The organism is Microbacterium sp. ER1, from assembly GCF_023383675.1.
In the GTDB taxonomy this organism is placed as follows: Bacteria; Actinomycetota; Actinomycetes; order Actinomycetales; family Microbacteriaceae; genus Microbacterium.
Map to the genome: position 1 here is coordinate 205,543 of NZ_QCXO01000138.1, position 26,707 is coordinate 232,249.

The 26,707-nt window shown below is 67.4% G+C and carries 25 protein-coding genes; 7 read left to right on the forward strand and 18 right to left on the reverse strand.

The features are described 5' to 3' along the window. Window positions 1-17 precede the first annotated feature (17 nt). Complete coding sequence (locus tag BV453_RS14300; protein WP_010154754.1) at window positions 18-587, forward strand: TetR/AcrR family transcriptional regulator C-terminal domain-containing protein; 570 nt, start codon at window positions 18-20, stop codon at window positions 585-587. Between the two features lie 320 nt (window positions 588-907). Here the strand turns inward: BV453_RS14300 and BV453_RS14305 are convergent, their stop codons facing one another. Further along, window positions 908-1,252 (reverse strand): hypothetical protein, encoded by a 345-nt coding sequence (locus tag BV453_RS14305; protein WP_064846259.1) that lies wholly within the window; start codon window positions 1,250-1,252, stop codon window positions 908-910. Between BV453_RS14305 and mobF (BV453_RS14310) the strand changes: the two genes are divergently transcribed. After that, window positions 1,251-3,779: a MobF family relaxase gene (mobF, locus tag BV453_RS14310; RefSeq protein WP_249521889.1), complete on the forward strand. Its 2,529-nt coding sequence runs from the start codon at window positions 1,251-1,253 to the stop codon at window positions 3,777-3,779. The genes BV453_RS14305 and mobF (BV453_RS14310) overlap by 2 nt on opposite strands. A 111-nt stretch (window positions 3,780-3,890) precedes the next feature. Here the strand turns inward: mobF (BV453_RS14310) and erm are convergent, their stop codons facing one another. The 7 genes from erm to BV453_RS14345 form a co-directional block, all read right to left on the reverse strand. Then, entirely contained in the window at window positions 3,891-4,700 is an 810-nt protein-coding gene (gene erm / locus BV453_RS14315; RefSeq protein ID WP_182048909.1) for a 23S ribosomal RNA methyltransferase Erm, read from the reverse strand. Window positions 4,701-4,968: 268 nt separating this feature from the next. Next, window positions 4,969-7,368, reverse strand: a complete 2,400-nt coding sequence (locus BV453_RS14320; protein ID WP_249521890.1) for an AAA family ATPase — start codon at window positions 7,366-7,368, stop codon at window positions 4,969-4,971. Beyond that, window positions 7,287-8,159 (reverse strand): MobF family relaxase, encoded by an 873-nt coding sequence (gene mobF / locus BV453_RS14325; protein WP_249521891.1) that lies wholly within the window; start codon window positions 8,157-8,159, stop codon window positions 7,287-7,289. Before mobF (BV453_RS14325) ends, BV453_RS14320 begins: the two co-directional genes overlap by 82 nt. A gap of 84 nt (window positions 8,160-8,243) precedes the next feature. Further along, on the reverse strand, window positions 8,244-9,008 hold the full coding sequence (locus BV453_RS14330) for an IS6-like element IS6100 family transposase (protein ID WP_001389365.1): 765 nt from the start codon (window positions 9,006-9,008) through the stop codon (window positions 8,244-8,246). A gap of 316 nt (window positions 9,009-9,324) precedes the next feature. Then, window positions 9,325-11,682, reverse strand: coding sequence for an excinuclease ABC subunit UvrA (locus tag BV453_RS14335; protein WP_249521892.1), 2,358 nt, complete (start codon window positions 11,680-11,682; stop codon window positions 9,325-9,327). 27 nt (window positions 11,683-11,709) lie between these two features. Beyond that, a complete protein-coding gene (locus BV453_RS14340; RefSeq protein WP_025103449.1) occupies window positions 11,710-12,120 on the reverse strand; it encodes a VOC family protein in 411 nt (136 codons plus the stop codon). Window positions 12,121-12,125: 5 nt separating this feature from the next. Then, complete coding sequence (locus BV453_RS14345) at window positions 12,126-12,524, reverse strand: helix-turn-helix transcriptional regulator (protein WP_051582213.1); 399 nt, start codon at window positions 12,522-12,524, stop codon at window positions 12,126-12,128. Window positions 12,525-12,703: 179 nt separating this feature from the next. On the opposite strand from BV453_RS14345, the gene BV453_RS14350 reads away from it, so the two are divergent. After that, the gene (locus BV453_RS14350; protein WP_025103447.1) at window positions 12,704-13,291 is read left to right on the forward strand and encodes an HdeD family acid-resistance protein; all 588 of its coding nucleotides are present in this window, start codon (window positions 12,704-12,706) and stop codon (window positions 13,289-13,291) included. A 62-nt stretch (window positions 13,292-13,353) separates the two neighbouring features. On the opposite strand, the gene BV453_RS14355 is transcribed toward BV453_RS14350, so the two are convergent. Next, a complete protein-coding gene (locus BV453_RS14355; protein WP_025103446.1) occupies window positions 13,354-14,118 on the reverse strand; it encodes an SDR family oxidoreductase in 765 nt (254 codons plus the stop codon). 122 nt (window positions 14,119-14,240) lie between these two features. Here BV453_RS14355 and BV453_RS14360 point away from each other — a divergent pair, with 122 nt between their 5' ends. The 4 genes from BV453_RS14360 (at window position 14,241) to BV453_RS14375 (ending at window position 16,925) form a co-directional block, all read left to right on the forward strand. Continuing rightward, window positions 14,241-14,714, forward strand: a complete 474-nt coding sequence (locus BV453_RS14360) for an NfeD family protein (protein ID WP_025103445.1) — start codon at window positions 14,241-14,243, stop codon at window positions 14,712-14,714. 8 nt (window positions 14,715-14,722) lie between these two features. After that, the gene (locus BV453_RS14365; RefSeq protein WP_249521893.1) at window positions 14,723-15,652 is read left to right on the forward strand and encodes an SPFH domain-containing protein; all 930 of its coding nucleotides are present in this window, start codon (window positions 14,723-14,725) and stop codon (window positions 15,650-15,652) included. Next, window positions 15,649-16,425: a glycerophosphodiester phosphodiesterase family protein gene (locus BV453_RS14370; RefSeq protein ID WP_025103443.1), complete on the forward strand. Its 777-nt coding sequence runs from the start codon at window positions 15,649-15,651 to the stop codon at window positions 16,423-16,425. The genes BV453_RS14365 and BV453_RS14370 overlap by 4 nt, the downstream gene beginning before the upstream one ends. A gap of 116 nt (window positions 16,426-16,541) precedes the next feature. Continuing rightward, a complete protein-coding gene (locus tag BV453_RS14375; RefSeq protein ID WP_025103442.1) occupies window positions 16,542-16,925 on the forward strand; it encodes an RNA polymerase-binding protein RbpA in 384 nt (127 codons plus the stop codon). On the opposite strand, the gene lnt is transcribed toward BV453_RS14375, so the two are convergent. From lnt to BV453_RS14420, 9 genes are read right to left on the reverse strand one after another with little or no spacing between them, the layout of a single operon-like run. Next, on the reverse strand, window positions 16,922-18,445 hold the full coding sequence (gene lnt, locus BV453_RS14380; protein ID WP_249521894.1) for an apolipoprotein N-acyltransferase: 1,524 nt from the start codon (window positions 18,443-18,445) through the stop codon (window positions 16,922-16,924). The two genes, BV453_RS14375 and lnt, sit on opposite strands and share 4 nt — an antisense overlap. An 11-nt stretch (window positions 18,446-18,456) precedes the next feature. After that, entirely contained in the window at window positions 18,457-20,931 is a 2,475-nt protein-coding gene (locus BV453_RS14385; RefSeq protein ID WP_025103440.1) for an RNA helicase, read from the reverse strand. Beyond that, the gene (tatC, locus tag BV453_RS14390) at window positions 20,928-21,686 is read right to left on the reverse strand and encodes a twin-arginine translocase subunit TatC (RefSeq protein ID WP_025103439.1); all 759 of its coding nucleotides are present in this window, start codon (window positions 21,684-21,686) and stop codon (window positions 20,928-20,930) included. Before tatC ends, BV453_RS14385 begins: the two co-directional genes overlap by 4 nt. Before the next feature lie 57 nt (window positions 21,687-21,743). After that, on the reverse strand, window positions 21,744-21,980 hold the full coding sequence (gene tatA / locus BV453_RS14395; protein WP_025103438.1) for a twin-arginine translocase TatA/TatE family subunit: 237 nt from the start codon (window positions 21,978-21,980) through the stop codon (window positions 21,744-21,746). 45 nt (window positions 21,981-22,025) lie between these two features. Next, the gene (locus BV453_RS14400; RefSeq protein WP_085607488.1) at window positions 22,026-23,009 is read right to left on the reverse strand and encodes a YafY family protein; all 984 of its coding nucleotides are present in this window, start codon (window positions 23,007-23,009) and stop codon (window positions 22,026-22,028) included. Then, complete coding sequence (locus BV453_RS14405; RefSeq protein ID WP_249521895.1) at window positions 23,006-23,998, reverse strand: YafY family protein; 993 nt, start codon at window positions 23,996-23,998, stop codon at window positions 23,006-23,008. The genes BV453_RS14400 and BV453_RS14405 overlap by 4 nt, the downstream gene beginning before the upstream one ends. Next, complete coding sequence (locus tag BV453_RS14410; RefSeq protein ID WP_249521896.1) at window positions 23,998-24,930, reverse strand: hypothetical protein; 933 nt, start codon at window positions 24,928-24,930, stop codon at window positions 23,998-24,000. Before BV453_RS14410 ends, BV453_RS14405 begins: the two co-directional genes overlap by 1 nt. A gap of 10 nt (window positions 24,931-24,940) precedes the next feature. Next, the gene (locus BV453_RS14415; protein ID WP_249521897.1) at window positions 24,941-25,960 is read right to left on the reverse strand and encodes a tRNA (adenine-N1)-methyltransferase; all 1,020 of its coding nucleotides are present in this window, start codon (window positions 25,958-25,960) and stop codon (window positions 24,941-24,943) included. Continuing rightward, entirely contained in the window at window positions 25,957-26,640 is a 684-nt protein-coding gene (locus BV453_RS14420) for an HAD family phosphatase (RefSeq protein WP_025103433.1), read from the reverse strand. Before BV453_RS14420 ends, BV453_RS14415 begins: the two co-directional genes overlap by 4 nt. Between the last annotated feature and the right edge of the window lie 67 nt (window positions 26,641-26,707).

Genomic DNA, 26,707 nt, shown 5'->3' on the forward strand with positions numbered 1-26,707 from the left:
GATGATAAAGTGCAAGCATGGCTCAGAAACAAGCGCGACTCGATCGTGCAGCAGTCTTGCGCGGTGCGAGGCATGTGCTCAATAACACGGGGATCGACGGTTTCACCACGCGGGCGCTGGCTGCGCATCTGCGGGTGCAGCAGCCAGCGCTCTACTGGCACTTTCGGACAAAGGGCCACCTGCTCGGATCGCTCGCAGCTGATGTGCTTGATCGCGAACACCACGCCTCACTCCCAGAGTCAGGGGAGCGCTGGGACGACTTTCTCCTGCGCAACGCGCGGAGCTTCCGGACAGCGCTTCTGGCAGTCCGGGATGGAGCACGGCTGCACGCAGAGTTTCACCGTCAAAAGAGTGACCAGATGCCAGCGGGCTCGGATGCCCCCGAAAGTCAGATCGAGTTTCTCGTGTCCGAAGGATTCGCTGAGGTCTCTGCGGTCCGAGCTCTCATGGCTATCAGCCGCTATACGGTCGGTTTCGTACTAGAAGAACAAACAGCGCTCGACAACGGATGTGAGCCTGTCGATCAAGACCTAGATTTCGAGTTCGGGTTAGTTGCAATGGTTGAAGGGCTGGCATCAAAGCGATGAGGGATGCTCGCGCTTTGGGTCTCTGCGTCAGTAAGGTCAATCCTTTCCCGCTCCCGCAGCAGCTCCTCCGCGATACTGACGTTTTGCTCATGGCTACGGAGCTCACTAACGAGCAAATCAGGGACCGTATGCATGTCGCGTCGCGATCGCGGAACGGCACATCAGCAGCATCTTCACCATGCTCGACCTTAACGAGCGCACAGGAAACAAGCGCGTCATCGCCGTCCTCGAGTACCTCAAGAACTAAGCGTCGAGTGCGTGACCGGCGCGATGACCATAGGTAACGGCGGTTTAGCATCGGTGCCGCATCTTGACACGACTCAATCCGCGACAGCTAACCTCCGCATATGGAGTTCGACGGAATGGAGATCCCCGACGATATCGAGGTCACGGTCTGGGGGAGCAACGAGCACCGGCTCTGTAACGTCTGCCGCGCAGAATGCGACCCCGAGCCGAGCGGCGCCGACGGGTACGGCGTGTGAATCGTCTACGTCTGCCGCGACCACGGAGTCCAATCCGTCGTGGACCCATTCGAGCATCTCCGTTGAAGCGCGCTCTTCGCTATCTCCCTGCATTGACGCAAACATCGCGCTCTCCGCCTTCCGAGGGTAGATCCCAAGATCTGCGGCGCACCTGCCCAGTGTGACGATCTCGATCAGGGTCATGACCGCTGGGGACGGGTACCGGTACCTGCTGAACGCAGTTGTCGCTGGCGACGGGGATCGCGATGCGTCGTCAGCGCTGACAAGGTACTACCTTGAATCAGGAACGCCTCCCGGCATCTGGCTCGGGGCCGGCCTCCCAGGACTCGCCGGAGAGATCGCCGTCGGTGCCTCGGTGAGCGAGGAGCAGTTACGGCGCCTCATGGGGCACGGGCAGGATCCGAACAGCGGCGAGCAACTGGGGCGTCCGTACCGAAAGTTTGCCACCGCGGGCGAGCGGACGCAGCGCCGCCTCGATCAGCTCCCGAAGTCCCTTACCGCAGGTGAGCGTACCGCGCAGCAAGCGCTGATCGAGGCGGAGGAAGCACAGAAGCCAACGAATGCGCCGGTCGCAGGGTTCGATCTCACGTTCTCGGTCCCGAAGTCCGTCTCGACCCTCTGGGCAGTTGCCGACGGCGGCACGCAAGCACTCATTGCCCAAGCTCACCACGCAGCGATCCGAGACATGATCGCCCTACTCGAGCGCGACGTCGCGATGACCAGGGTCGGCGCGAAAGGGGCGCGTGGCGCCGTCGCGCAAGTCGACGTGCGGGGTGTGATTGCGACTGCCTACGATCATTACGATTCTCGGGCCGCGGATCCACAACTCCACACGCACATTGTCGTCGCCAACCGCGTGCAAGCAGCTCATGACGGGAAGTGGCGCACGCTCGATTCTCGCGCTATCCACGCCGCCGTCACCGGCCTATCGGAGCATTACAACGCGGTCCTCTCGGACCATCTCACTCAGATCCTCGGCGTCGGGTGGGAAGCCCGTGAGCGCGGTGCGGGGCGCTCCACGGCGTGGGAGATCGTTGGCGTGCCGCAGGAGCTGATGGACGAGTTCTCTTCCCGTACTCGCGATATCGAGCAGGTCAAAGACCGGCTGGTCGACGACTACGTCTCGAAGCACGGGAGGCAGCCGTCCCCGAAGCTGGTGTGGCAGTTCCGGCAGCAGGCCACGCTCGAGACTCGGCCCCCGAAGCAGCAGCACTCTCTCAGCGATCTCACCTCCCAGTGGCGAGAACGCGCGACCGCGTTGCTGGGTGAGGACGCGCCAACCTGGGCGTCGGCACTGCTCGCCGGTAGTGAGCACGAACCGTTGCTGCGGGCAGACGATATCCCGTTGGAGGATCTCGAGGAGGTCGCCGAGGTCGTGGTGCAGCAGGTCGGTGACCGGCGAGCGACGTGGAAACGGTGGAACCTCCACGCGGAGGCCGTGCGACAGACGATGGCTCTCCGCTTCGCGTCCGCGAACGACCGGGACGTCATCACCCAGCAGATCGTCGATGCCGCAGAACGGGTCTCGCTGCGCCTCACTCCGCCCGAGCTCGCGAAGAGCCCCTCGCTGTTTCGTCGCGCGGACGGGTCGAGCGTGTTCCGACCCAAAGCCGGAACGGTGTTCTCCTCCGAGCAGGTGCTCGCGGCAGAAGACCGACTCCTTGGCGCGTCGAATGATCGGTCGGCGCCGACCGTACCGCTGGCATGGATCGAGGACGCTGCCAGAACGAAGAACCGCGACGGGCACACCCTGTCGGTGGACCAGGAGCAGGCGATCGCGAAGATCGGCGTCTCCGGCCGCGTCCTCGACGTACTCGTCGGCCCCGCAGGGACTGGGAAGACCACAACGATGCGTGCCCTGCGCCGAGCCTGGGAGCGACGCTACGGGCCAGGCTCGGTGACCGGGCTCGCGCCCTCGGCCGCTGCCGCCGACGTCCTCGCCGGGGATCTGGAGATCGGGACGGAGAACACGGCGAAGTGGCTGCATGAGCATCGCCTCGGGAAATGGAACCTCACGCGCGGACAGCTCGTCATCATCGACGAAGCCTCCTTGGGTGGCACGTTCGCGCTCGATGCCATCACCAGTCACGCCCAGCAGGTCGGCGCGAAAGTGCTGCTCGTGGGCGATTGGGCGCAACTCGCAGCGGTGGACGCGGGCGGCGCGTTCGGGATGCTCGTGCGTGACCGCGGCGACGCCCCGGAACTGGTCGATGTGCGTCGCTTCCGAAACGACTGGGAGAAGCAGGCGTCCCTGCAGTTGCGGATCGGCGACACCGACGTCATCGATACCTACATTGCGCACCAGCGCGTCACGCCGGGCGGATATGACGAGATTCTCGAAGCCGCCTACCAAGCCTGGCGCACAGACCTCGCAGCGGGAAAGAGCACGGTGCTGATCGCGGAAACCCTCGACACGGTCTCTGCGCTCAACACCCGCGCCCGCACCGACCGAATCCTCCAGGGCGACGTCGCTGTGGACGGCGTCAAACTCCATGACGGCAACGAAGTTTCCCGCGGAGATCTCATCATCACCCGCGAGAACAATCGGCGCCTCTCGCTCGGGCGAAGCTGGGTGAAAAACGGCGACCGCTGGCACGTCGCCCATGCGAACGACGACGGATCCCTCACCGTGCGGCGGGCAGGATCGAAGCGGCGCACCACGATCACGCTGCCCGTGAGCTACGTCGCCGAGCACGTCGACCTCGGCTAGCCGAGGTGCCCTAAACGCACTCACCTGTGATCGTGCGCGTGTGCGCGGTTGTAGTTTACCGGTCGGTGAGAGTTCACTCGCGCGACCGACTGATCATCGCGGGCAGCGAGATCATGAATCGTTAGACCGTGGTCGTGTTTGGTGGGTTTTGAGTGGTGGCTGCTCAGGCATCGCGTTCCAGACTCCGGCCCACTGCTCTGGTGTCAGGTCTCGCGGCAACGCGCGTGTGTCGATGCCACTCTGCCTCAAGAGTTGCTTGGCTTGTCCAGGATCGAGGCGGCCCGCGTTCGCGATGATGCGCTCGAGGGTTCCGCCTCGACCGGTGAACACCGCGCGTACGAACTGTTCGTACCGGCTGCGCTGTGAACCGGGAACGAGAGGATGGTTGCGTCTACTGATCTGGATGATGCCCCCATCAACGCTGGGGCGTGGGCGAAAACCCCAGGAGGGAACCCGGCCGTGGAGGTCGAAGGTAAACCAGGGCGCAGTCTGCGCAGTCAGCATGGTGGAGCCACCGATCCCGCAGCGCTTGCGTGCGACCTCCCATTGAGTGAGGAGCACGGCCTCGGTCCAGGTGCCGCCCCGGAGAAGCCGTCGCAGAATCGGAGTGGTGAGGTGGAAAGGGATGTTCCCTACGATCACGGGATGGTCGAGAGGAACGGTGAGCGCGTCGGCGTGATTGATCGTCACGCCTGGCAGTGCGCTTTGGAGGCTTGCGATCCGATGCTCGTCGATGTCGATCGCAGTCACTGGCCTGCCGAGTTGCGCGAGAGGCCTCGTGAGTGCACCGGCTCCAGCGCCGAGTTCAAGGATCGGCCCCTTCGTCGCCGTAACGAGGGCTGTGATCTTGCTGATAGTGGGTGTGTGGGTGAGGAAGTTCTGGCCGAGTTCGTGTCGGCCGCCGTGGGATGAACGAGGCATGTTCGCGCTCCAAGAAAGAAGGATGGAGCGCCTCGGAAACAGGGCAGAGCACAGAGAAAAAATGGGTGCGCAAGATCGCCGTTCCGAGACGCGAATGGTCTCTCGGATGGACGACGCGCGAAGCGTTCAGCGAGGCGCGCCGTTAGGCGCGGCGGTCGCGGACAGCAAGCGTGTGCGTCGCAGCGAACACGCAAATCAAGTTACCCATGCCAAGCATCATACCCGACGCCAGGATAGGTCATGTGGACCACAGGAACTGCGTGACTGATCACAGGCCGCGCGCTGGTCCCTCGCGGCGCGGGTCATAGCGTTGGGGATCGTTCGCAAACGGACTATGCAGTTGCCTGGCCCGTTCCGTTGCCTGCTGCCGACCACGCTCCTGCTCGGCGCGCTTCGTCTCGATGAGCTTGGCGGCGACGTTCGTCGGGAGGCTGCGGAGTTCTGCACTCTCGACGCGAAGGAAGTCTGCGCGGGTGCGAGCATCGCGGGCATTGCGTCGAGGGTTGAGGGCGCGCATCCCGTACTGGTGAGCGCGGGCATTCTCAGCCCCGTACTCGCTTGCCAAGAGCGCCAGCCGTTCGTTGCGGTGACGGTCAACCGTTGTGGTTCGTTCGGTGCGCGCGGTTTCGACAGCTTGGTTGGCTTCGCTCACGCGGGGATCGGCTTCTGCTCGCCGCTCCGCGACCTGTGTAGCCCATTCGGGTAGTGCGCTGCGGGTTCGTGGCGGTTCGGCGTCCCACTCATCGCGAAGGTGTACTCGGATGGTTGCTGCTTGTTCGCTGGCGGCGCGGTGCTCGTCGCGGGCCTTACGCCGCCCGAATCGCCCGACAGTGGCGAGGCGTGTGCTCGCTGTCCTCTCTGCTTCTACTCTGGCAAGGTACGTCGCTCCGTCTTGTTCGGCTTGCTTGGTGAGGGGCGCGGCGACCTTGGCACGCACCCGCGCGGCCTCTTCCTCGGCCTGGCGAAGCGCGGCGGTGCTCTCGTCGCTCTCGGCCCGGTGCGCAGCGCGTTGGGCATCGAGCCGGTTGGCGGCCTGCTCCCATCGATCCGCATGCCGCTCAGCACGTTCGGCTTCCCTGTCGAGTCTGGCGAGTTCTTCGGTGACGCGCTGGATCGGGCCGTCCTTGACGATGCCACGCACGGCTTCGGCGGCTTGTGCGGTGGCGTGGTCGAGGCCCCGGTCTGCGGGATCGCGCTCCGTCGCTGCAACGAACTGCGCCCGAGCCTCCGCCATATCCTCGGCAACAACGTGCAGCCAGTTGTGCTCGCGGCCTCGGGTCATGCCAACGTAGACGCCTGCCGCGCTCGTCGCCTCAGTCAGCATCGTGTGGGAGGCGTTGACGGTTGCGCCCTGGACGCCGTACGCGGTTGCTGCGTAGGACAGGTGCGCGTGTTCACTCACGTACTCAGGCGGGAGGGCGACGGTGCGGGGGTTCCTGCGCCCGCTGCCGGTCTCGCGGGCGTACACGGTGCCATTACCAGCGACGTGCTGCACGATCCATTGCTGCCGGTTCGCCACGCCAAGCGCGGGGTCGTTCCTCCTCGTCTGGATCAGATCACCCCGACCGATAGGCAGCTCGTCGCTGCCGGTCGCCGTGATCGTGTCATCAACCTCGCCTCGCTCGACCCGCCCCATGCGGATGCGCTCGTTCAACGCCGCTGCCTTGTCGTTCGAGGCGACCGTGATCGCCTCACCCTCAGTAGCTTGCTCTGTGATGTGCTGCTGGGCTTGTTCCTCGTCCGCGTGCAGTATCACGAGGCCCATGGCAGTGAGCCGGTCGAACACCTCGCCGGGGTTCTCCCGGTCGCGCATCGTCAGCGTGAGTGTCGCGTACTCGGCGTCGGCGAACCGGTGCAGCTCGGTCATGTCGTATGTACGGCCCCTGATCTGTGCGGCCATGTCGAGTACCCCGCCCCGACCGACAGCGGGGAGTTGGGCACGGTCGCCGACAAGCGCGACGGTCGCTCCGGCTTCGGTGGTGATGGTGAGGAGGGCGTGGGCGGTGTCTTGGTCGAGCATCCCGGCCTCGTCCACGATTACCCGTTCACCCCGCGACAGCACAGCATCGTCGGGCGGGCCGGTGAAGGTGCGCCCGGTGTCGGGGTCAGCGTCGCCAGGGTGTAGGCGTGTCCATACGCCATCGGAGTTCCATCGCCATCCGTGCGCATGTACGAGCGCCGCAACGCTCGTTGCGGGGATGCCGAGTTCTTCGTGCGCGACCTGCGCCGCGCGCAGCGTCGGTGCAACCACCCGTGACGCCCTGCTGTGCTGGGCGGCGACGTCGATGGCGGTGCGCAGCATCGTCGTCTTCCCGCTGCCCGCAGCACCCTCCACGATCACCAACGGGTCAGATGATGCAACCGCAGCAGCAGCGACCGCCTGCCCTTTGTTCAGCCCCGCTACTTGTGCGGCGTCGGTCATGTCCGGGTGCTTCGATTCTTGCTCTGGGGTGGTGGCGGCGAAGCGGTCGCGGAGCGCGGTTTCGGCGGCGATCACGGTGAGGCTGGTCAGGTGCGCGACATGTTCCGGCGTCGCCGCACCCGGTGGCAGGACGGAGAAGCAATCCGAGACCGCAAGGTCGGTCGCTATCTTGATGAACTCGCGCAGCTCGGCAGGTGTTGCTTGCACTCCGTGTTCGGTGGTGATGCGGGTGACGTGCTCCTGCATGCTGTGTTTCGTCCATGCTGATGATGCGGCGGCGCAGCGATCCAGTGCCCGTGATGCAACCTCCTGCACCGCAAGTTCATCCAACTGCACCGGGCGCTGCACGGTGCTGCGTCGAGGTGCAGCGGGTCGTATCCGGCGTCGCGGAGTTCCTGCACCCACCACTGCTCGTTCTTCAAATCAGTCGGCTTCTTCCCTGGCCGCTTGTGTGTCCAGGCGATGCCCTGCAACTTCGCGGTCATGATCGGGCCGAGAGCTTCGCCGGGGTGCTCTGTTTCCCATTCGGCTTCGAGCCGGACGAGGTTGCGTCTGATCTGCGCAGACCGCTTCGACATCACCCCATTGAATGGCTGCAACTCAACTACCTCGCCGGAGACGGGATCGAGGGTCAGGCCATGCTCTGCGAGGGTTTGCGCGAGGTGTGGGTGCGCGGCGATGACCGCGGTTCCGAGGGCGCGGATCGCGCCTTGCTGCTTGAACAACGCCGCCGTATCCAGTGCCCGCCACTTCCCAGCCGCAAACACCCGAGTGCCGATCTGCATGTGAATATGCCGGTGCGGATCACCAGCCCGCGAGGTCTTGTGGCGGATGCCGACGACCTGCATCTGCTCGATAGGCAGCACTTCCCGCGCGTCACGCGGCCCGACCCTGATGACGGAGTGTTGGCCGAGCCAGCGGCGAATCTCTCCAAGTGCATCCTGCTGCGCTTGGTCGAGGGCGCTAGATACTTCGGGGTGGAGGGCGGCGGCGACCGACAGGCTCTTGGGTGCGTTAATCGTCATCTCCGCGAACAACGGCGAACCCTTCGACCCCTCACCCGGATTGGCTCTGTTGCAAAGATTGGCGGCAGTCAGAGGTAGGCTGTCGCTCTGCGCCGATCAGGCGGCTGCTGCGAAATGGTGGTTGAGCATGCCCATGGCCTCCGTCAGCGCCGAGGGCCCAATGCCAAAAGCTCTCTCCACAAGGCGCACCTCGCCCCTGATGCCGGGCTGCAGGCACCAGGGGCGAGCCTGTCCTTTGCGCAGGGCTCGCATGACTTCGAATCCCTTGATCGTGGCATAGGCCGTGGGGATCGATTTGAAACCGCGCACCGGCTTGATCAGTATCTTGAGCTTTCCGTGATCGGCCTCGATCACGTTATTGAGATACTTCACCTGCCGGTGGGCCGTCTCCCGGTCCAGCTTTCCTTCGCGCTTCAATTCGGTGATCGCTGCACCATAGCTCGGCGCTTTGTCGGTATTGAGCGTGGCAGGCTTTTCCCAGTGCTTCAGGCCTCGCAGGGCCTTGCCCAGGAACCGCTTCGCTGCCTTGGCGCTGCGGGTCGGCGACAGGTAGAAATCGATCGTGTCGCCCCGCTTGTCGACTGCCCGGTACAGGTAGGTCCACTTGCCCCGCACCTTGACGTAGGTTTCATCCAGGCGCCAGCTCGGATCAAAGCCACGCCGCCAGAACCAGCGCAGCCGCTTCTCCATCTCCGGGGCGTAGCACTGGACCCAGCGATAGATCGTCGTATGGTCGACCGAAATGCCGCGTTCCGCCAGCATTTCCTCAAGGTCGCGATAGCTGATCGGATAGCGACAATACCAGCGCACCGCCCACAGGATCACATCACCCTGGAAATGGCGCCACTTGAAATCCGTCATCGTTCCGTCCGTCCAATCTCCGCCAAGCATGCTCAAGCTTCACGATTTTTGCAACAGAGCCTGTCTGCGTAACCGGCTCAAACGCGTCCACGCACAGCCCCGGGCGCCTTACCGCTGCTCGACATCGTGTACGGAGAGGCATCTGCGCAGGTCAGAGCCCTCGCCAGACGTCTCGCAGCACCATGTCGCCCGGGGGACCGTGGTGATTCATCTGATGCAATACGCAGACTAGAAGCTGACATAATGTGCATTATCGGATAATCCGCATGCGGAGTGGGCGAGGGCAAGAGAGGGCCCGGAACGCTCGACTTTCCCCTCACCGACCGACGTACGCCGCGAGATGTTCGCCCGTCAGCGTCGACCCGTCAGCGACGAGCTCGGCAGGCGTTCCCTCGAACACGATGCGGCCGCCGTCGTGGCCGGCTCCCGGTCCGACGTCGATGATCCAGTCGGCGTGTGCCATGACGGCCTGGTGATGCTCGATGACGACCACCGTCTTGCCGGCGTCGACGAGTCGATCCAACAGGCCGAGGATCGTGTCGACGTCAGCGAGATGCAGACCCGTCGTCGGCTCGTCCAGCACGTACACGTCGCCCTTCTCGCCCATCTGGATCGCGAGCTTGATGCGCTGTCGTTCACCGCCCGACAGAGTCGACAACGGCTGGCCGAGCGACAGGTACCCGAGCCCCACGTCCTCCAGGCGTCCGAGGATGGCAGCCGCGGCCGGGAGCTTGGCCTCGCCCTCGCTGAAGAACACACGAGCCTCGGAGACCGGAAGGTCGAGCACCTCTGTGATGTCCTTGCCGCCGAGCTTGTACTCCAGCACCGCCGCCTGGAAGCGCTTACCGCCGCAGTCCTCACAGGGGGTCTCGATCGTGTCCATGAACCCGAGCTCGGTGATGATGACACCGGCGCCCTTACACGTAGGACAGGCGCCCTCGGAGTTCGCGCTGAACAGGGCGGGCTTCACGCCGTTCGCCTTCGCGAAGGCTTTCCGGATGGGTTCGAGCAGCCCCGTGTACGTCGCGGGGTTGCTGCGACGCGAGCCCTTGATGGCGGATTGATCGATCGCCACCACGCCCTCGCGTCCCGTCACCGAACCGTGGATGAGCGAGCTCTTACCGGAGCCGGCGACACCGGTGACGACGGTCAGGACGCCGGTCGGGATGTCGACGTCGACGTTCTGGAGGTTGTTCGTGGATGCGCCGCGCACCTCGATCGCGCCGGTGCGGTCACGCACGGCGTCCTTCAGCTGCGCGCGGTCATCGAGGTGCTGCCCCGTCAGTGTCCCACTGGCGGTGAGACCCTCGACGCTCCCCTGATAGCAGATCTCTCCCCCGGCGCTTCCCGCACCCGGCCCCAGGTCCACGACGTGATCGCCGATCGCGATGGTCTCCGGCTTGTGCTCGACGACGAGTACCGTGTTCCCCTTGTCGCGGAGTCGGAGCAGCAGGCCGTTCATCCTCTGGATGTCGTGCGGATGCAGCCCGATGGTGGGCTCGTCGAACACATAGGTGACGTCGGTCAACGAGGACCCCAGGTGCCGCAGCATCTTGATCCGCTGCGCCTCTCCCCCGGACAGCGTCCCCGAGGGCCGGTCCAGGCTCAGGTACCCCAGGCCGAGGGTCACGAAGGCGTCGAGGTTGGCACTCAGCGCCTGGAGCAGCGGCCCGGCTCCCGGGAGATCCAGGCCGCGGACCCACGCGGCGAGATCCGTCACCTGCATGTGGCAGGCGTCGGCGATGCTCACGCCGTCGATCTTCGAGGATCGCGCGCCCTCGGTGAGACGAGTACCGTCGCACTCCGGGCACACCGCGAAGGTGGCCACGCGCTCGACGAAGGCACGGATGTGCGGCTGGAGCGCGTCGAGGTCTTTCGAGAGCATGGACTTCGTGATCTTCGGGATCAGACCCTCGTAGGTCATGTTGATGCCCGAGACCTTGACCTTCGTGACCTCTCCGTAGAGGAAGAGGTGGCGTTGCTTCTCGGTGAAGGACGAGATGGGCTTGTCCCCCGGGTAGAACCCGGACTGCGAGAACCCCTTCACCATCCAGCCGTCGGCGGTGTAGCCGGGCACCATGATCGCGCCCTCGTCGAGGGACTTCGACTCATCGACGATCTGGGACAGGTCGAGGTCCGACACCACTCCCCTGCCTTCACATCGCGGGCACATGCCGCCGAGGTAGATCGCGTCCTTCACGATCTTCTTCTCGCCACCCGGCCCGGTCATGACTCCGCTGGCCTTCTGCGTCGGGATGTTGAAGGAGAACGCCGTCGGGCCGCCGATGTAGGGCTGGCCCAGCTTGCTGAACAGGATGCGGAGCATGGCATTGGCATCCGTCACGGTGCCGACGGTCGACCGCGGGTTCGCGCCGAGACGCTCCTGGTCCACGATGATCGCCGTGGTGAGCCCTTCCAGCACGTCGACGTCGGGCCGCGGCACCGACGGCATGAAGCCCTGCACGAACGCGCTGTACGTCTCGTCGATCATCCGACGCGATTCGGCGGCGATCGTGTCGAAGACGAGCGAGCTCTTTCCCGACCCCGAGACCCCGGTGAACACCGTCAGACGTCGCTTCGGGATGTCGACGCTCACGTCCTTGAGGTTGTTCTCGCGCGCGCCCTGCACGCGGATGAGGTCGTGGGTGTCCGCGGGGTGCTCGGCAGCGGTCATGCGGCGTCCTTCGTGGTGGTGGCGCCGTCAGGCGGCCTGGTTGATACGGAGCAGGTTGCCGGCGGGATCGCGGAAAGCGCAGTCGCGGACGCCGTAGGGCTGGTCCATCGGCTCCTGGACGACATCGGCGCCGACAGCGACCAGCCGCTCGAACAGGGCGTCCAGGTCATCGCTCGCGAGGGTGAGAGCGCCATAGCTGCCCTTCGCGATGAGTTCCAGGATGGTCTGCCGCTCCGCCTCGGTGATGCCGGGGTCGGTGGCCGGCGGGTGGAGGACGATCGAGGTCTCGGGCTGGCCGACCGGGCCGACCGTGAGCCAGCGCAGGCCGTCGTATCCGACGTCGTTGCGCACCTCGAAGCCGAGGGCGTCGCGATAGAAGCCGAGGGCGGCGTCGGCGTCGGTGTGCGGGAGGAAGGCGTAGTGGATGCTGATCTTCATGATGCTCACGTTAGGTGCGCCTCGGGGCGCGGCGCTTCTCGATTCCTGATCGGTCGGGTGACCTGCTTGGCGTGGAACGACGGGATGCCCTCGACGTTCGCGGCGCGTTCACGGTACACGCTGGGTGGGACACCGACCAGCTCCGAGAACCGGGTGCTGAACGTGCCCAGCGAGGAGCAGCCCACCGCGAAGCACACCTCGGTGACGCTGAGGTCGCCGCGACGCAGCAGCGCCATGGCACGCTCGATGCGGCGGGTCATCAGATAGGAGTACGGAGATTCGCCGTACGTCTCGCGAAACCGCCGGCTGAGATGGCCGGCCGACAGGTGCACGCCCCGCGCCAGAGCCTCGACGTCCAAGGGCTTCGCGTACTCGCGATCGATGCGGTCGCGGACCTTCCTCATCACGACAAGCTCCCGCAGGCGAGCATCATCCACCGGTGTCACGTCATGATCCTGCCATGACGCCGGAAGACGCGGAATGACCATCCGCGACGCGCGGAGGCCCTCCTCCCCCGCTGCCGGAGATCCGGCGCTACCCTGGGGGCATCCTCACAGGATTCTCTCAGAAGGGGTTCCCCGCCATGTCTGAAGCACTCGCTGAAACGAAGTCGTTCTTCAAATCCATCCGCGTCGCTCTCGCGGTCTCCGGCGTTCTCGCGCTGCTCGCGGGCATCGCGCTGCTGGTCTGGCCGGTGAAGTCGGCCGTCATCGTGACGGCGATCTTCGCGTCCTACCTGATCGTCGCGGGAGTCGTGTACATCGGCCTCGGCATCTTCTCCCGCGCGAAGGGCGGCTGGTCGCGCGTCGGACACATCGTGCTCGGCCTGCTCTACATCGTCGCCGGCGTCATCGCGTTCTTCAACCTGAACGTCGCCGCCGCCACCCTCGCGCTGGTCGTCGTGATCTTCATCGGCGTGAGCTGGATCGTCGACGGCGTCGTGGCGCTCTCGCTGCTCGGCAGCGACGGATCGCGGGTCTGGACGCTGATCTACGCGATCCTCAGCATCATCGCCGGAATCATCGTCCTCTTCTCGCCGGTCATCGCCGGCTTCGCGCTCTGGCTGCTCCTGGGCATCTCGCTCGTCGTGCTCGGCATCGTGCAGATCATCCGCGCGATCACCCTCGGCAAGGACGAGAAGGCCTTCACCACGGGCGCTGCCGCCGTCTGATCCGCAGACGCGAGACGCCCCGGACCTGCAGCAGCGGGTCCGGGGCGTTTGGCGTCTGACGACTACTCCGCGGCGAAGGCGCTCACGTCGCCGACGAGGCGGGTGTTGTCCGCGGGGACGGGATCGATCACGGCCCTGGCGACCTCCGCGGCGAACTCGGACACGTTGTAGAGGCGGCCGGCGGACTCGCGGCGCTCGGCGATGGCACCCGGGTTCGCGCGCTCGAGCAGCGTCGCGGTGATCGTGCCCTCGATCATGTCGCCGGAGACGACCGTGAAGCCGATCCCCTTCTCCGCGAGACCGGGGATGAGCTCCCGCAGCGCGTCCTCACCGGCGCGCTTGGAGAGCGCGACGGGCTCGTACTCGGGCATCGTCGGCGTCGTGCGGATGAAGTGCGCCTGGTGGCTGGTGACGAACACGACGCGTGCGCCGTCCGACAGCAGCGGCGTCGCGGCGTCGAGCACATTGAGCTGCGCGTCACGGTTGAGCTTCAGGGCGTAGTCCTCGGCCATGCCCGACTCCATGCCTCCCGACGCGTTCAGGACGAGCACATCGAGGCGCCCGTACTCGGCGCGGACGGCGTCGAACATCTCGGCGACCGATGCGGGGTCGGTGAGGTCCGCACCGACGACCAGCGCCCGACGGCCGAGCTCGCGCAGCTGCGCCGCGAGCTTCTCCGCGCGCGGCGCCTTGTTCCGGTAGTTGATCACGACGTCGGCGCCGGCCTCGGCGAGGTACCGCACGGTGTCGGCGCCGATCCCCCGCGATGAGCCGGTGACGAGGGCCACCTTGCCGTCGAGGGATCCTGCGGGAAGAACGTCGGTCACGGGTGACTCCTCATGGTGCGTGGAACGCCGTGAGCGCACGGCTCTCACAGATTACCAAGGGGGCGCGGTGGCGGCCGGTCGGCTGTCGCCGCGCGTGGTACGTTGACGGCAAAGGAGGCCGCATGGACAACTTCTCGACGTTCGTCACGTTCATCGACCACTGGGCATGGATCGGGTGGCTGGTCCTCATCGCCGTCTTCCTCGTCATCGAGATGCTCTCCCTCGACTTCACCTTCCTGATGCTGAGCTTCGGGAGTGTGATCGGTCTCGTCACCGACTTCGTCGGCCTCCCGGTCTGGATCCAGATCCTCATCGCCGCCTTGGCATCCGCCCTCTTCATCCTCTTCCTGCGGCCACCCCTCCTGCGCCGCCTGCACCGCGGAGCCGATCCCACGCGCTCGAACGTCGAGGCGCTGGTCGACCTCCGCGGCATCGCGCTCAGTGAGATCACGCAGATCTCCGGCCAGGCGAAGCTCGCGAACGGCGACACCTGGACCGCCAGGACGACCACCCCGATGGCCATCCCCGCGGGGGCGCCTGTCGCCGTCAGTGCGATCAACGGCGCGACCGCCATCGTCCGACCCCTCAACGACTAGGAGCACGCGTGGACGACGCATCGATCATCCCGACCGTGATCATCTGGATCCTGGTGATCGCGGTCATCATCTTCGTGATCGTCACGATCGCGCGGGCGATCCGCATCATCCCGCAGGCGACCGCCGGCGTGGTGGAACGGCTCGGCCGGTACCACAAGACCCTCTCCCCCGGCCTCAACATCCTCGTGCCGTTCATCGACCGCCTGCGGCCGCTGATCGACATGCGCGAGCAGGTGGTGTCCTTCCCGCCGCAGCCCGTGATCACCGAGGACAACCTCGTCGTCTCCATCGACACCGTCGTCTACTTCCAGGTGACCGATGCCCGCGCCGCGACGTACGAGATCGCGAACTACCTCGGCGCCGTGGAACAGCTCACCACCACGACTCTCCGCAACGTCGTCGGTGGTCTGAACCTCGAAGAGGCCCTGACGAGCCGCGACAACATCAACGGGCAGCTCCGCGTGGTCCTCGACGAGGCGACCGGCAAGTGGGGCATCCGCGTCGGTCGTGTCGAGCTCAAGGCCATCGACCCGCCCGTGTCCATCCAGGACTCCATGGAGAAGCAGATGCGCGCCGAGCGGGACCGCCGCGCCGCGATCCTCACCGCCGAGGGGACGAAGCAGTCCGCGATTCTCGAAGCGGAGGGCCTTCGTCAGGCAGAGATCCTCCGAGCCGAGGGTGACAAGCAGGCGGCCGTCCTGCGCGCCCAGGGTGAGGCGGAGGCGATCCAGAGCGTCTTCACCGCGATCCACCAGGGCGCGCCGGACGACAAGCTCCTCGCCTACCAGTATCTGCAGATGCTCCCGAAGATCAGCGAAAGCCCGTCCAGCAAGCTCTGGATCATCCCGAGCGAGCTGACCGAGGCACTCAAGGGCATCGGCACGGCCTTCACTCCCAAGACGGGCCAGGGTTCGACCACTCCCCCCGCCGGCGCGTGACGCACCCATACTTCGTCAAGGCCGAGCAGCCCCGCATCCTGGCCCATCGGGGCCTGGTGACCGCCGAGGGGCGGGAATCCGGCGTCTGGGAGAACACCGCGGCCGCCTTCGCCGCGGCGCATGCCGCCGGGGCCGAGTACATCGAGACGGACTGCCAGGTCACCGCCGACGGTGACGTCGTGCTCTTCCACGATCACGATCTGCGCCGTCTCGTGGACGATCCGCGCGCCGTCCACGAGGTCAGGACGCGGGAGCTGAGCGCGCTGTTCGCCGAGCACGGCGGTCTGCTCACGGTGGCCGAGGCGCTCTCCGCATTCCCGGAGACCCGGTTCAACATCGACGTGAAGACACCGGCCGCCGCGGCGCCGCTGGGCCCCATCCTCGCCGCGCACACGCATCGTGTCCTCGTGACCAGCTTCTCGGATGCCAACCGGCGGGCGACTCTGGAGGCCGTACGGCAGACCGGCACGGCGCTCCGTCCCGCCACCTCCGGCGGGAGTCGGACGATCGCGGCCCTGCGTTCGCTCTCCGCGGTGCGCCTCTCCCCCGGCAGACTGCTCCGGGAGATCGACGCCCTGCAGATCCCCGAGCGTCACGGCGCGATCAGGGTGCTGACGCCCGCACTCCTCCGCGCCGCCCACCGGGCCGACACCGAGGTCCACGTCTGGACCGTGAACGACGCGGACGAGATGCGGCGCCTCATCGACGCGGGTGTGGACGGCGTCGTGACCGACCGCGCCGACCTCGCCGTCGCCACGTTCCGGAAGCCCTGAGCGCCCCATATCCTCCGGCGCTGGGATTCCCCTGTGAATACCGCGCAGAACGCCCCGACGTGGATGAAGCGCACAGGCTCGAACGTTATACCTGACAGCGACGAGAGGACCACACAATGGCAGATCGCAGCCTGCGCGGCATCCGACTCGGCGCCCAGAGCCTACAGAGCGAAGAGGGCGTCGTTTTCATGGAGCGCCGTGAAACCACCTACACCTGTGACACCTGCGGACACGACACCACGCTCATGTTCGCCGCCGATGCCGAACCGCCTCAGACCTGGGAGTGCCGTTCCTGCGGAGCGGAAGCCCGCCTGAAGGTCGACGGCGAGGCCGTCACCCTCGAGGTCACCGACGAGAAGGCCGCCCGCACCCACTGGGACATGCTCATGGAGCGCCGTACCCGTGCGGAGCTGGAGGAGCTTCTCGAAGAGCGCCTCGCGTACATCCGAGCCCGGCGCGGTGCCGGCGAGGACCCCACCCGCGAGAAGATCGGCGCCTAGCGCCGACGGGCGCGCCACCACCCGAGACCGAGCGCGCCCAGACCGCCCCAGAGCAGCACCTGCTGCAGCCAGGGGCCCAGGACGATTCCCGCCGTGAGGCCGGAGCGGAGCTCGACATCCTCGAGCATCGCTCCGGCCTCATCCGCGTCCAGGCTCGTGACCGTCCGCCCGTCCGGGAGGATGACCTGGCTCGTGCCGACCGTGGAGATGTTGACGACGCTCCGGCCCGTCTCGATCGCGCGCATCCGTGCGAACGCGAGCTGCTGGAGATTCTCGTCCGTGCCGCGGAAATCGGCGTTGTTCGTCTGGAAGACCAGGACCTCGGCGCCGCCGTTCAACCCCTCCGTGATCACGTCGTCGTAGATCACGTCGAAGCAGATCGCCAGACCGACGCGGACATCGCCCACCTCGACGATCGGCGGGTTGGTGCCCGGGGTGTATTCGCGCTGGATCAGCCCGATGAGATCCGGGACCAGGGCGTTGAAGAAGGCCCGATCCGGCACGTACTCGCCGAACGGCACGGGATGACGCTTGTCGTGCTTCTGCGGCGCTGTGCCGTCCGGCAGCCAGAGCATCGAGGTGTTGTAGTAGAGGTTCCCGCGGCCGGTGGCGGCGTTGGCGAGCAGCGGCGCATCGATGCGGTTCGACACCAGGGTCATCCGTCGCGCGATGGCGGAGTTCGCGAAGGGATCCGTATCGAGCCCGCCCTCCGGCCACACGAGCAGGTCGACGTCCTCGCCGTACAGCGGATCGGTCGCCTCCGTCTGCGCCTGGATCACGGCGAAGGGCTCGCGCTCGTCGAAGTAGCCGGTCGGCCCGTTCCCCTGCACCGCAGCGATGCGCATCGAGCCGGACGGCGTGGTCGGGAACAGCGGCGTGAAGAAGAGGACCAGGACGAGGGCGGCCGGCGCGAGCAGGGTGATCGGTCGCCGCCAGAGCCCCATCCGGATGATCTCGATCACCATCGCGACGAGGAAGACCATGAGGAAGCTCAGCCCGCTCACGCCGATCCAGGAGGAGAGCGCGGCGAGGGGGCTCTCGGCCTGGCTCATCCCGAGACGAGCCCAGGGGAAGCCGCCGTACGGCCACCAGCCGAGGAACAGCTCCCGCCCCACCCACAGCGCCGCGACGACGGCCGGGAGGGTCAGCAGACGTCCCGCCACGCCCGGCCAGGCTCGGGGCAGCCACCGGTACGCGAGGGTCACGGGGATGAGTCCGACGGCCGTGAGGACACCCTCGACGACGCTCAGAGCCGCCCAGGGCAGCGGCCCGAGGTATCGAGACGTCCACGACACGAGCAGCGCGAAGAACACGACGCCGTACACGAGACCCACGAGCAGCGCTCCCCCGGCCCGACGGCCGATCAGCGCGAGCAGAAGCAGGGCGGTGGCAGGGAAGGCCAGGATCCAGATCGCCGCCTCGGGGAACGCGAGGTCCATGAGCAGCGCAGCCAGGCCGGCCAGGGGAACGGCGGCCCAGAGGGGCAGGAGGGCGCGTCGACGGACGGAGGCTTCGGTCATGCGGGCGGATCTCACATCGAGGAGTAGGCGACGATGCCACGGCGCACACCGTCGAGGGCAGCCCGGGCGGTGCGTGCGAGCGCGGCGTCTTCCGCGACGATGGACAGCTGATCCAGGAGGTCGATGGTCTGCTTCGCCCACCGCACGAAGTCGCCGGCCGCCATGTCGGCATCGATGAGGACGCGGTCGAGCATCCCGCCGCGCGCCCAGGCGTGCATCGCACCCGCGAGCCCGGCGGCCAGCGGCTCGCTTCCCGGGAGCTGATGGTCCTGCTCCAGGTCGTCGAGCTCGGCCCAGAGAGCGGTCGTCTTCTCGTATGCCGCTCGGAAGGCGCCCCTCGGGAGGCCCCGCTCCCCCGCATTCGCTTCGTCGCGGCGCGGTTCGTACACGAGGCAGCATGCCATCGCGGCCAGCGACGGCGCGTCCAGCCCCTTCCAGAGGCCTTGACGCAGCGATTCGGCCACGAGCAGGTCGCGCTCACCGTAGATCCGCCGCATCGTGCGCCCGGCGTCGGTCAGGTGCATCCCGTCCTCGTCGCGACGGACGTAGTCCAGTGTCTCCAGCACCTCGACGACACGGTCGAAGACGCGGGCCACCGTGCCGGTCCTGGTCTCGATCTGACGGCGCGTGCGATCGGTCTGGCGCTTGAGCTTCCAGTAGCGCTCGGCCCACCGGGCGTGCTTCTCGCGGTCAGGACAGCGGTGGCAGGGGTGGCGCTGCATCCGCGTGCGGAGCGTCTGGATCCGCTTCATCCGCTTGTCCCGAGCAGCGCGCGGGGCCTGGGTGTCCTGCCGGTTCTTCTTCTCGAGGTCGCTCAGCTCGCGGCGGATGGCGGCGTACTCCGGGAAGTCGCCGTGCTCGCACGCCATCGCCGACTGATAGCCGGCCAGCGACTCCTCGGCCTCCCGCACCTGTCTGGCCAGCCCGACCACGGCGCGGTCCGCCTGGAACTGGGCGAACGACGACTCCAGGATCTCCCGGGCTCTCGCCTGGCCGAACAGGTCGATGAGGTTGACGGCCATGTTGTACGTCGGCCGGAAGCTGGAGTTGAGCGGATAGGTCCGCCGCGACGCGAGGGCGGCGACGGCCTGCGGGTCCATGCCCTCGCTCCACTGCACGACCGCGTGCCCCTCGACGTCGATGCCGCGGCGCCCGGCGCGGCCCGTGAGCTGTGTGTACTCACCGGAGGTGATCGCGACGCGAGCCTCTCCGTTGAACTTCTCCATCTTCTCGAGCACCACCGTCCGCGCCGGCATGTTGATGCCGAGGGCCAGCGTCTCGGTCGCGAAGACGACCTTGAGCAGCTTGCGCTGGAACAGCTCCTCGACGACCTCTTTGAAGGCCGGCAGGAGGCCGGCGTGGTGGGCGGCCACGCCCCGTTCGAGGTTGTCCAGCCATTCCCAGTAGCCCAGCACCCCGAGATCCTCGTCCTGCAGAGTGCGCGTGCGCTCCTCGACGATGGCCCGGATCTCGGCGCGCTCCTCCGCCGAGGTCAGGCGGAGCCCGGAGCGCCGTACCTGCTGCACCGCGGCGTCGCAGCCCACGCGGCTGAAGATGAAGAAGATGGCGGGGAGCAGGTTCGAGCGTTCCAGTAGCTCGACCACGTCCGGGCGGTCCATGCGCTCGATCCGGCGCGCGTTCGCCGCGCGCACGGGGCGACGCCCGCCCCGCGGCGGTCGGGGGGCCTGCCGCCCGGCGTGCCGGTTGCTGCGATACGACTGCGCCTGACGGTTGCTCTCGTAGGTGGAGCCGGTGAACGACCGGATGCGCATGAGCTCCTGGTTCACCTGAGCCGTGGCGATGCCGGCACGGTCGTCGAAGAGCGGTAGCAGGTCGTCGCGCACGAGCACGTGCTGCTCCAACGGCACCGGACGGATCTCGGAGACGATGACCTCGGTGTCACCGCGAACCGTGTCGAGCCAGTCGCCGAACTCCTCGGCGTTCGACACCGTCGCGCTCAGCGAGACCAGGCGCACGCGGGGCGGGAGGTGGATGATGACCTCTTCCCACACGGCACCCCGGAAGCGGTCGGCCAGATAGTGCACCTCGTCCATCACGACGTAGCGCAGGTCGCGCAGAGCCGCGGAGTCGGCATAGATCATGTTCCGCAGGACCTCGGTGGTCATGACCACGATGCGTGCGTTGCCGTTGATGTTGGTGTCGCCCGTCAGCAGACCGACGTCGTCCGCACCGTACACATCGACGAGTTCGCGGAACTTCTGGTTGGACAGCGCCTTCATCGGCGTGGTGTAGAACGCCTTGTCCGTCGCGGTCTGCATCGCCAGGTGGATGGCGAACTCCCCCACGATGGTCTTCCCGGCACCCGTGGGGGCGGCCACGAGAACGCTGCGTCCGTTCTCCAGGGCGTGGCAGCCGGCGAGCTGGAACGGATCGAGCTGGAAGCGCTGGCGCGCGGCGAACGCCGCCGTCTCCGGGTGCGCGGCGCTCTCCTGAGCCTGCGCGTACCGCTCGGACGGCGAACTCATGTGGCGTCCGGGACGAGTCCGGCGGCGGTGTCCCGCTTGCGCTTGCGTCGGTCGAAGAGGAGGGAGAGTCCTGCCGCTGCGAAGAAGAGGACGATGAGGATGCCGGCCAGCATGAGCATGCTCACCACATCCGCTGCCGGGGTCGCCAGCGCGGCGAAGATCGTCGCGATGAGGATCGCCACCCGCCACCCTTTGAGGATGGCGCGGCCCGACATCACGCCGGCGAGGTTGAGCGCGACGAGGAAGACGGGGAGGACGAACGAGATGCCGATGACGATCATCAGCTTGAACACGAAGTCGTAGTACTCCTGCGCGGAGTAGAAGTTGGTGCCGCCCTCCGGCGTGAAGCTCCACATGAGTTCGATGACGTGCGGCATGATCTGCACCCCGAGATAGCACCCCGCGAAGAACAGCGGCACCGCGGCGACGACGAAGCCGACGGTGTAGCGGATCTCCTTGCGGGTGAGGCCGGGCATGATGAAGGCCCAGATCTGCCACAGCCAGACGGGTGCGGACAGGAACAGGCCGATCGTGAACGCGATGCGCATACGCATGTCGAACGCGGACGTCACTGTCGCGAAGTTCAGGGCGCTGAAGTCATCACCTCGCTGTTCCGAGATGATGCGGATCGGACCGGTGATGAAGTGGATGACCGGGTCCGCGATGATGAACGCCACGACCATGCCGACGACCAGAGCGATCGCCGCGTACATGAGGCGCTTGCGCAGTTCGACGAGATGTGCGCCCAGCGACATCCGCCGATCCCGATCCGCCGTCGGCATCACGGTCGGTTCGATGGCTGCCACGGCCGGTCAGGCGCGAGGCGGAGTCTCAGGGTCGGTGCCCGAGTCCTTCACCGTCGTCGGCTCCGCGGGAGCCGACTCGGCACGAACCGCGTCTTCTTCCTTCATGGCCTTCATCTCACCCTTGAAGACGCGGGCCGACTGGCCCATGCTCTTCGCGAGAGCCGGCAGCTTGGCAGCGCCGAAGAGGAGGAGGATAACGGCCAGCACGATGAGCAGGTGCCAGCCTTGCATTCCAGCGAACATATCGACAATCCCGTCGTAGGGGGGCTTTCCGCCCCAGTCTACAGATCAAACCTCGGCATCAGGCCGGTGGTAGAGCGCGAGTCCCGCGGCGGCCCACTCCCGGGTGGCGGTCCGCGCGATCCCCGGATCCGTGACCTCCATCGCACCGCCGAAACGAGCCGCGAGCCGTTTAATGCTGCGGGGGTCCGCGAGGTGGAGCTGCGTCGTCACCATCCCGTCGCCGGCGCGGAGCGTCTCCGTGGGCACGAAACCGCTGAGCAGCGGAGCGAGGCGCTCCGGGACGCGGACGGTGACCTCCCTTTCCTCCTCCAGCCCGGCGAACGCCTCCGGCACCCGGTCGCCGCCGTGCGTGCTGGGGATGTCGGTGAGGGTGGGCGCGCTGACGCGATCGAGGTGGAACGTGCGCATCGCCTCGCGCATGTGGCACCAGCCCTGCAGGTACCACTGTCCGTTCGTGATGAGGATCTGCACGGGATCCACGGTGCGCGTGGTGGGCTCGGCGTCGGGAGCCTGGTACGTGAACGACACGGCCACCCCGTTCTGCAGGCCGCGCGCGACGACCTCACGCACCTCGTCCACCGCGGTCGGGGCGACGACGACGTCGGCCGGCGCATCGGCGGCACCGCGCGAGAGCTTCGAGATGAGGCCGGCGACGAGTCCGGAGTCGGATACGGCCGGGACGGCGGCGACCATCTGCAGACCGGCGAGCAGGGCTGCCGCCTCTCGTGCGGTGAAGCGCGGCACGCGGCGGAGGGCCACGTCGTTCGTGATCTCGATGACGTCCTCGAGGTCGAGGAGATCCCAGTTGATGTCGAACATCTCCTGCGGCTGCTGCCAGTAGCCCGCCTCGCCCGGCAGGCCGATGACCGTCAGCTTCTCGACCATCGCCCGCATCTCCCGCGGGGTCACGCCGAACTCCTCGGCGGCCTCGGCGAGTGAGACCTGTCCGTGCTCGAGCAGGTACGGGACGAGCGTCAGGTAGAGACGCACGCGCTCCGCGGCGAGGAGAGGCTTGGGAGCCGCGCTCATGCGGACACCTCCGCATCGGTGTGGGCTTCGACCACCGCGCGCAGGCGGCCGATCACAGCATCGCGGAGTCGTGCGGGCTCGACGACGCGGACCTCGGGACCGTAGGACGCGAGCTCGTCCGCGAAGATGTGCAGATCGACGAAGGGGACGTGGATTCCCTGCGCCGCGGGCGTCGCCCGCCGCCCGAGCCGCAACGCGGCCTCAGTGCCGGGCGTCACCTCCAGGAGTGCCGAGTTCTCCGCGGCGACGCGCTCCAGACCCCGCAGAGCCCGCTCCCCCGCCCCTTCGCGCAACGCGGGGTCGAAGGTGCTCGTGCTGACGACGACGTCGCCGACGATGCGGCTCAACAGGAACGTCCGGTCCTCGTCGATGTCGACGTCGACGCCGTACACGTGCCAGCGCGCTTCATAGTCAACGAGGGCGAGGGGCCGGATCCGACGCCGTCGAGGAGCGTCCTCGCCCGGCTTCACGTAGTCGAAGGACACCACCCTGCTGCGTTCGATCGCGTCCTGCAGCGGGGCGAACGCAGGGTCGCGCGCGGTGATCCGCGGCGCGAAGCCGATGATCGGCTCGTCGCCGTCGATGCCGAGGGCCCGGATCTTGCGGACACCGGACTGTGCGTCTCCCGAGACCGACTCCGAACTCCAGACGCTGCCCGCGAGGCGGAGCACGGCCAACTCGGCGGGCGAGAACTCGATGTCCCCTGGCAGATCGTATTCCGCCTGCGGAATGCGATACCTCGCCTCACGGAGATCGTTCGGGTCCGCCGCGTCACCGATGGTCTCGATGGGGACACCCAGCGAGCGGAGCTCGTCCTTGTCCCGCTCGAACATCTTCTCGAGCGCGTCCGACCGCGTCCCCGCGTCGGCGCGCTGGCGGTAGCCGGAGACGTTGTCGAGGATCTGCTGCTTGGTGAGCCCGATCTCCGTGGCCATCAGCGCCACGACGAGATTCGTCAGGCGCTCTTCGGCAGGGATCCGGGCGGCCATCAGGGTGCGGCGACCGGGGACACGCCGAGGATGTCGACCACGACGGCCATGGCCGGGGAGCTCTCGGTCTTGGGGAGCACGACGAGGACCTGCGAGCCGACCGGCTTCCCGACCAGCGCATCCGCGACCGGCGCGGCGATCTGTCGGATGCCGTCGGTGGCGGACTGGCCCCAAGTACTCTGCACGACGGTCTTGTCGTCGCAGTTCACCGCGGTGAAGTGCACGAGCGGCGTCTGCTCCTCGGTCAGCTCCTCGCCGTCGCCGCGGATGAGTGTCTGGACGACCTGCTCGTCCGGGGCGGCGCTGTCGGGGATGATGATGCCGGGAGTGCCGTCGTCGGCGCGCACGACGGTCGGCATGCCCTGCGCGTCGTTGAACTGCAGCGTGCCCTCGGCCTTCGGGAGGAACGCGTCGACGACGTCGATGACGAACACCGCGATGTCGTCCTGGCCCATGCCGAAGCCGCCGAGGTTCGCCTCCCCGAAGTCCTCCGGGGTCAGACCCGCCACGATGCGGCTGCCGCCGGTCGCGCACTCCAGGACATCGGCGAGTCCGGGAGACTGCGCGGCCCAGGACCCGATGGTCGAGGCGCGCGTGGTGTCCTCGTCGTACGTGGTCGCGAAAACCTGCTTGCCGGTCGCCCCGTCGTAGATGGAGATCTGGGCGACGAGCGGCTGGGCGTCGTCGACGAGTGCACGGCCGTCCCCCGTGACGACGTCCGCATAGGACGTCTCCGTGAGGCGCACCGGCGCGAAGATCTCGACGTTCGGCTCGGAGCCGACCTCACCGGAGACGGTGACGGCGCTGTCGATGCCGTTGGCGTGTCCGCCACGATCGCACGAGGCGTCGGCGGACGAAGAGGTCACGCTGCACCCCGTCAGAGCGAGGGCGGCGAGGCTGAGGGAGGCCAGAACGGCGGACGTTTTACGCACGCGCTCCAGTCTATTCCGTCGTGTGCTCGGATTCGCGCGATGCCGCCGCCAGCCGCGCGCCCTCAGCCGCCTTCCCGGCCTCTCGCGCGCGCTTGCGGAGGTTCTTGTCCGTGATCTCGCGATCGCCCACCGCGCCCGGCGTCCACAGCTCGACGTCCTCGTCGCTGTAGCTGCTCTTCGAGGCCCGACGCTTCACAGACGGGGCCACGGCACCCGGGGCGAGCCGGCGAGCCGTGAGGAGGAACCCCGTGTGCGCGACCATGCGGTGGTCCGGCCGGACAGCCAGCCCCTCCACGTGCCACCCGCGGACCATGGTCTCCGACGCCTCGGGGTCGGTGAAGAGCCCGGTGCCGCGGATGAACTCGGCGACGCGGGAGAGCTGCGTGGCGGTGGCGATGTAGCAGAGCACGACACCGCCGGGGGTCAGCGCCTCCGCGACCGCCTCGATGCACTCCCAGGGCGCGAGCATGTCGAGCACCACCCGGTCGACGGTGCCGGGTTCGACTTCTTCGGGCAGCGCGGCGACGAGGTCTCCGACGACGACGCGCCAGGAGTCGGGGCGCTCCCCGAAGAAGGTCTCCACATTGGCCTGGGCGACCTCGGCGAAGTCCTCGCGGCGCTCGAAGGAGAGCAGGCGCCCCGTGGAGCCCACGGCCCGGAGGAGCGAGAGCGACAGGGCGCCGGACCCGACTCCGGCCTCGACGACGGTCGCGCCCGGGAAGATGTCGGCCTGCATGACGATCTGCGCCGCGTCCTTCGGGTAGACGATCGCGGCACCGCGGGGCATCGACATCGCGAAGTCCCGCAGCAGCGGCCGCAGCGCCAGGTACTCGTGCCCGGAGCTGTTCGCCACGACCGAGCCATCAGGGAGCCCGATGAGGTCGCGGTGCCGGAGGACCCCGTGGTGCGTGTGCAGCTCGCCGTCCTCGCGGAGCGTCACGGTGTGCAGGCGACCCTTCGGGCCGGTGAGCTGTACGCGGTCGCCCTCCCGGAAGGGGCCGCTGGGGCGCGGGGCGGACGTGGTGGTCATCGGGTGGCCTCCGTGATCGCAGCGCGGGAGCCGAAGAGCTCCACGAGGTCGGCGGCACCGCGGCCGTCGAGGGTCGGCCACAGCTCGTGGGCGCCGAGGCCGTCGAGCGGGACGATGTGGGGCACGCCGAGCGTCAGGGCGCCGGAGGCGAGGCCCGCGCGGAGACCGGTCGGGGAATCCTCGATGACCACGACCTCGGCGATGTCGACGTCGAGGAGCGCGGCGGCCTGGAGGTACGGCTCCGGGTGCGGCTTGGGGTTGTCGACGTCATCTCCGGCCACGACGATGTCGAAGGCCTCGAACTCGATCAGCCCGACCACGTCGAGAGCCATCCGGCGCAGCGACATCGTCACCAGACCGGTCGGGATCCCGGCGGCACGGAGATCGCGGAGAAGCTCCTGGGCGCCCGGCCGGAAGGGGACGCCCTGGGCCCGCAGCGACTCCTGCACGGCCGTCGTGAGGTGGGAGACGATCGCCTCCGGAGCCATGTCGACCCCCGCGCCCTGGAGGATGATCGCGCTGTCGATGAGGCCGCTGCCCACGAGCTGCAGGGCGTCCTCGTGGGACCAGGTGCCGCCGAACGACTCCACCAGTGCGGTCTCGGCCGCCATCCAGTACGGCTCGGTGTCGACGAGTGTTCCATCCATGTCCCAGAGGACCGCGCGGGGCTTGTTGCTCACTGAACCCATGCTAGCCGGGCCCGCCCACATCCCCTCGACGCGGGCTAGCCTGGGGGGACGGAGCCAC

What these genes read in the sequence shown, in the direction of transcription:
- BV453_RS14300 (WP_010154754.1), top strand. Translation starts at nt 18, where the DNA reads ATGGCTCAGAAACAAGCGCGACTCGATCGTGCAGCAGTCTTGCGCGGT.
- mobF (WP_249521889.1), top strand. Translation starts at nt 1,251, where the DNA reads ATGACCGCTGGGGACGGGTACCGGTACCTGCTGAACGCAGTTGTCGCT.
- BV453_RS14305 (WP_064846259.1), bottom strand. Translation starts at nt 1,252, where the DNA reads ATGACCCTGATCGAGATCGTCACACTGGGCAGGTGCGCCGCAGATCTT.
- erm (WP_182048909.1), bottom strand. Translation starts at nt 4,700, where the DNA reads ATGCCTCGTTCATCCCACGGCGGCCGACACGAACTCGGCCAGAACTTC.
- BV453_RS14320 (WP_249521890.1), bottom strand. Translation starts at nt 7,368, where the DNA reads ATGCAGGAGCACGTCACCCGCATCACCACCGAACACGGAGTGCAAGCA.
- BV453_RS14330 (WP_001389365.1), bottom strand. Translation starts at nt 9,008, where the DNA reads ATGACGGATTTCAAGTGGCGCCATTTCCAGGGTGATGTGATCCTGTGG.
- BV453_RS14335 (WP_249521892.1), bottom strand. Translation starts at nt 11,682, where the DNA reads ATGACCGCTGCCGAGCACCCCGCGGACACCCACGACCTCATCCGCGTG.
- BV453_RS14340 (WP_025103449.1), bottom strand. Translation starts at nt 12,120, where the DNA reads ATGAAGATCAGCATCCACTACGCCTTCCTCCCGCACACCGACGCCGAC.
- BV453_RS14345 (WP_051582213.1), bottom strand. Translation starts at nt 12,524, where the DNA reads ATGAGGAAGGTCCGCGACCGCATCGATCGCGAGTACGCGAAGCCCTTG.
- BV453_RS14350 (WP_025103447.1), top strand. Translation starts at nt 12,704, where the DNA reads ATGTCTGAAGCACTCGCTGAAACGAAGTCGTTCTTCAAATCCATCCGC.
- BV453_RS14360 (WP_025103445.1), top strand. Translation starts at nt 14,241, where the DNA reads ATGGACAACTTCTCGACGTTCGTCACGTTCATCGACCACTGGGCATGG.
- BV453_RS14375 (WP_025103442.1), top strand. Translation starts at nt 16,542, where the DNA reads ATGGCAGATCGCAGCCTGCGCGGCATCCGACTCGGCGCCCAGAGCCTA.
- lnt (WP_249521894.1), bottom strand. Translation starts at nt 18,445, where the DNA reads ATGACCGAAGCCTCCGTCCGTCGACGCGCCCTCCTGCCCCTCTGGGCC.
- BV453_RS14385 (WP_025103440.1), bottom strand. Translation starts at nt 20,931, where the DNA reads ATGAGTTCGCCGTCCGAGCGGTACGCGCAGGCTCAGGAGAGCGCCGCG.
- tatC (WP_025103439.1), bottom strand. Translation starts at nt 21,686, where the DNA reads ATGTCGCTGGGCGCACATCTCGTCGAACTGCGCAAGCGCCTCATGTAC.
- tatA (WP_025103438.1), bottom strand. Translation starts at nt 21,980, where the DNA reads ATGTTCGCTGGAATGCAAGGCTGGCACCTGCTCATCGTGCTGGCCGTT.
- BV453_RS14400 (WP_085607488.1), bottom strand. Translation starts at nt 23,009, where the DNA reads ATGAGCGCGGCTCCCAAGCCTCTCCTCGCCGCGGAGCGCGTGCGTCTC.
- BV453_RS14405 (WP_249521895.1), bottom strand. Translation starts at nt 23,998, where the DNA reads ATGGCCGCCCGGATCCCTGCCGAAGAGCGCCTGACGAATCTCGTCGTG.
- BV453_RS14415 (WP_249521897.1), bottom strand. Translation starts at nt 25,960, where the DNA reads ATGACCACCACGTCCGCCCCGCGCCCCAGCGGCCCCTTCCGGGAGGGC.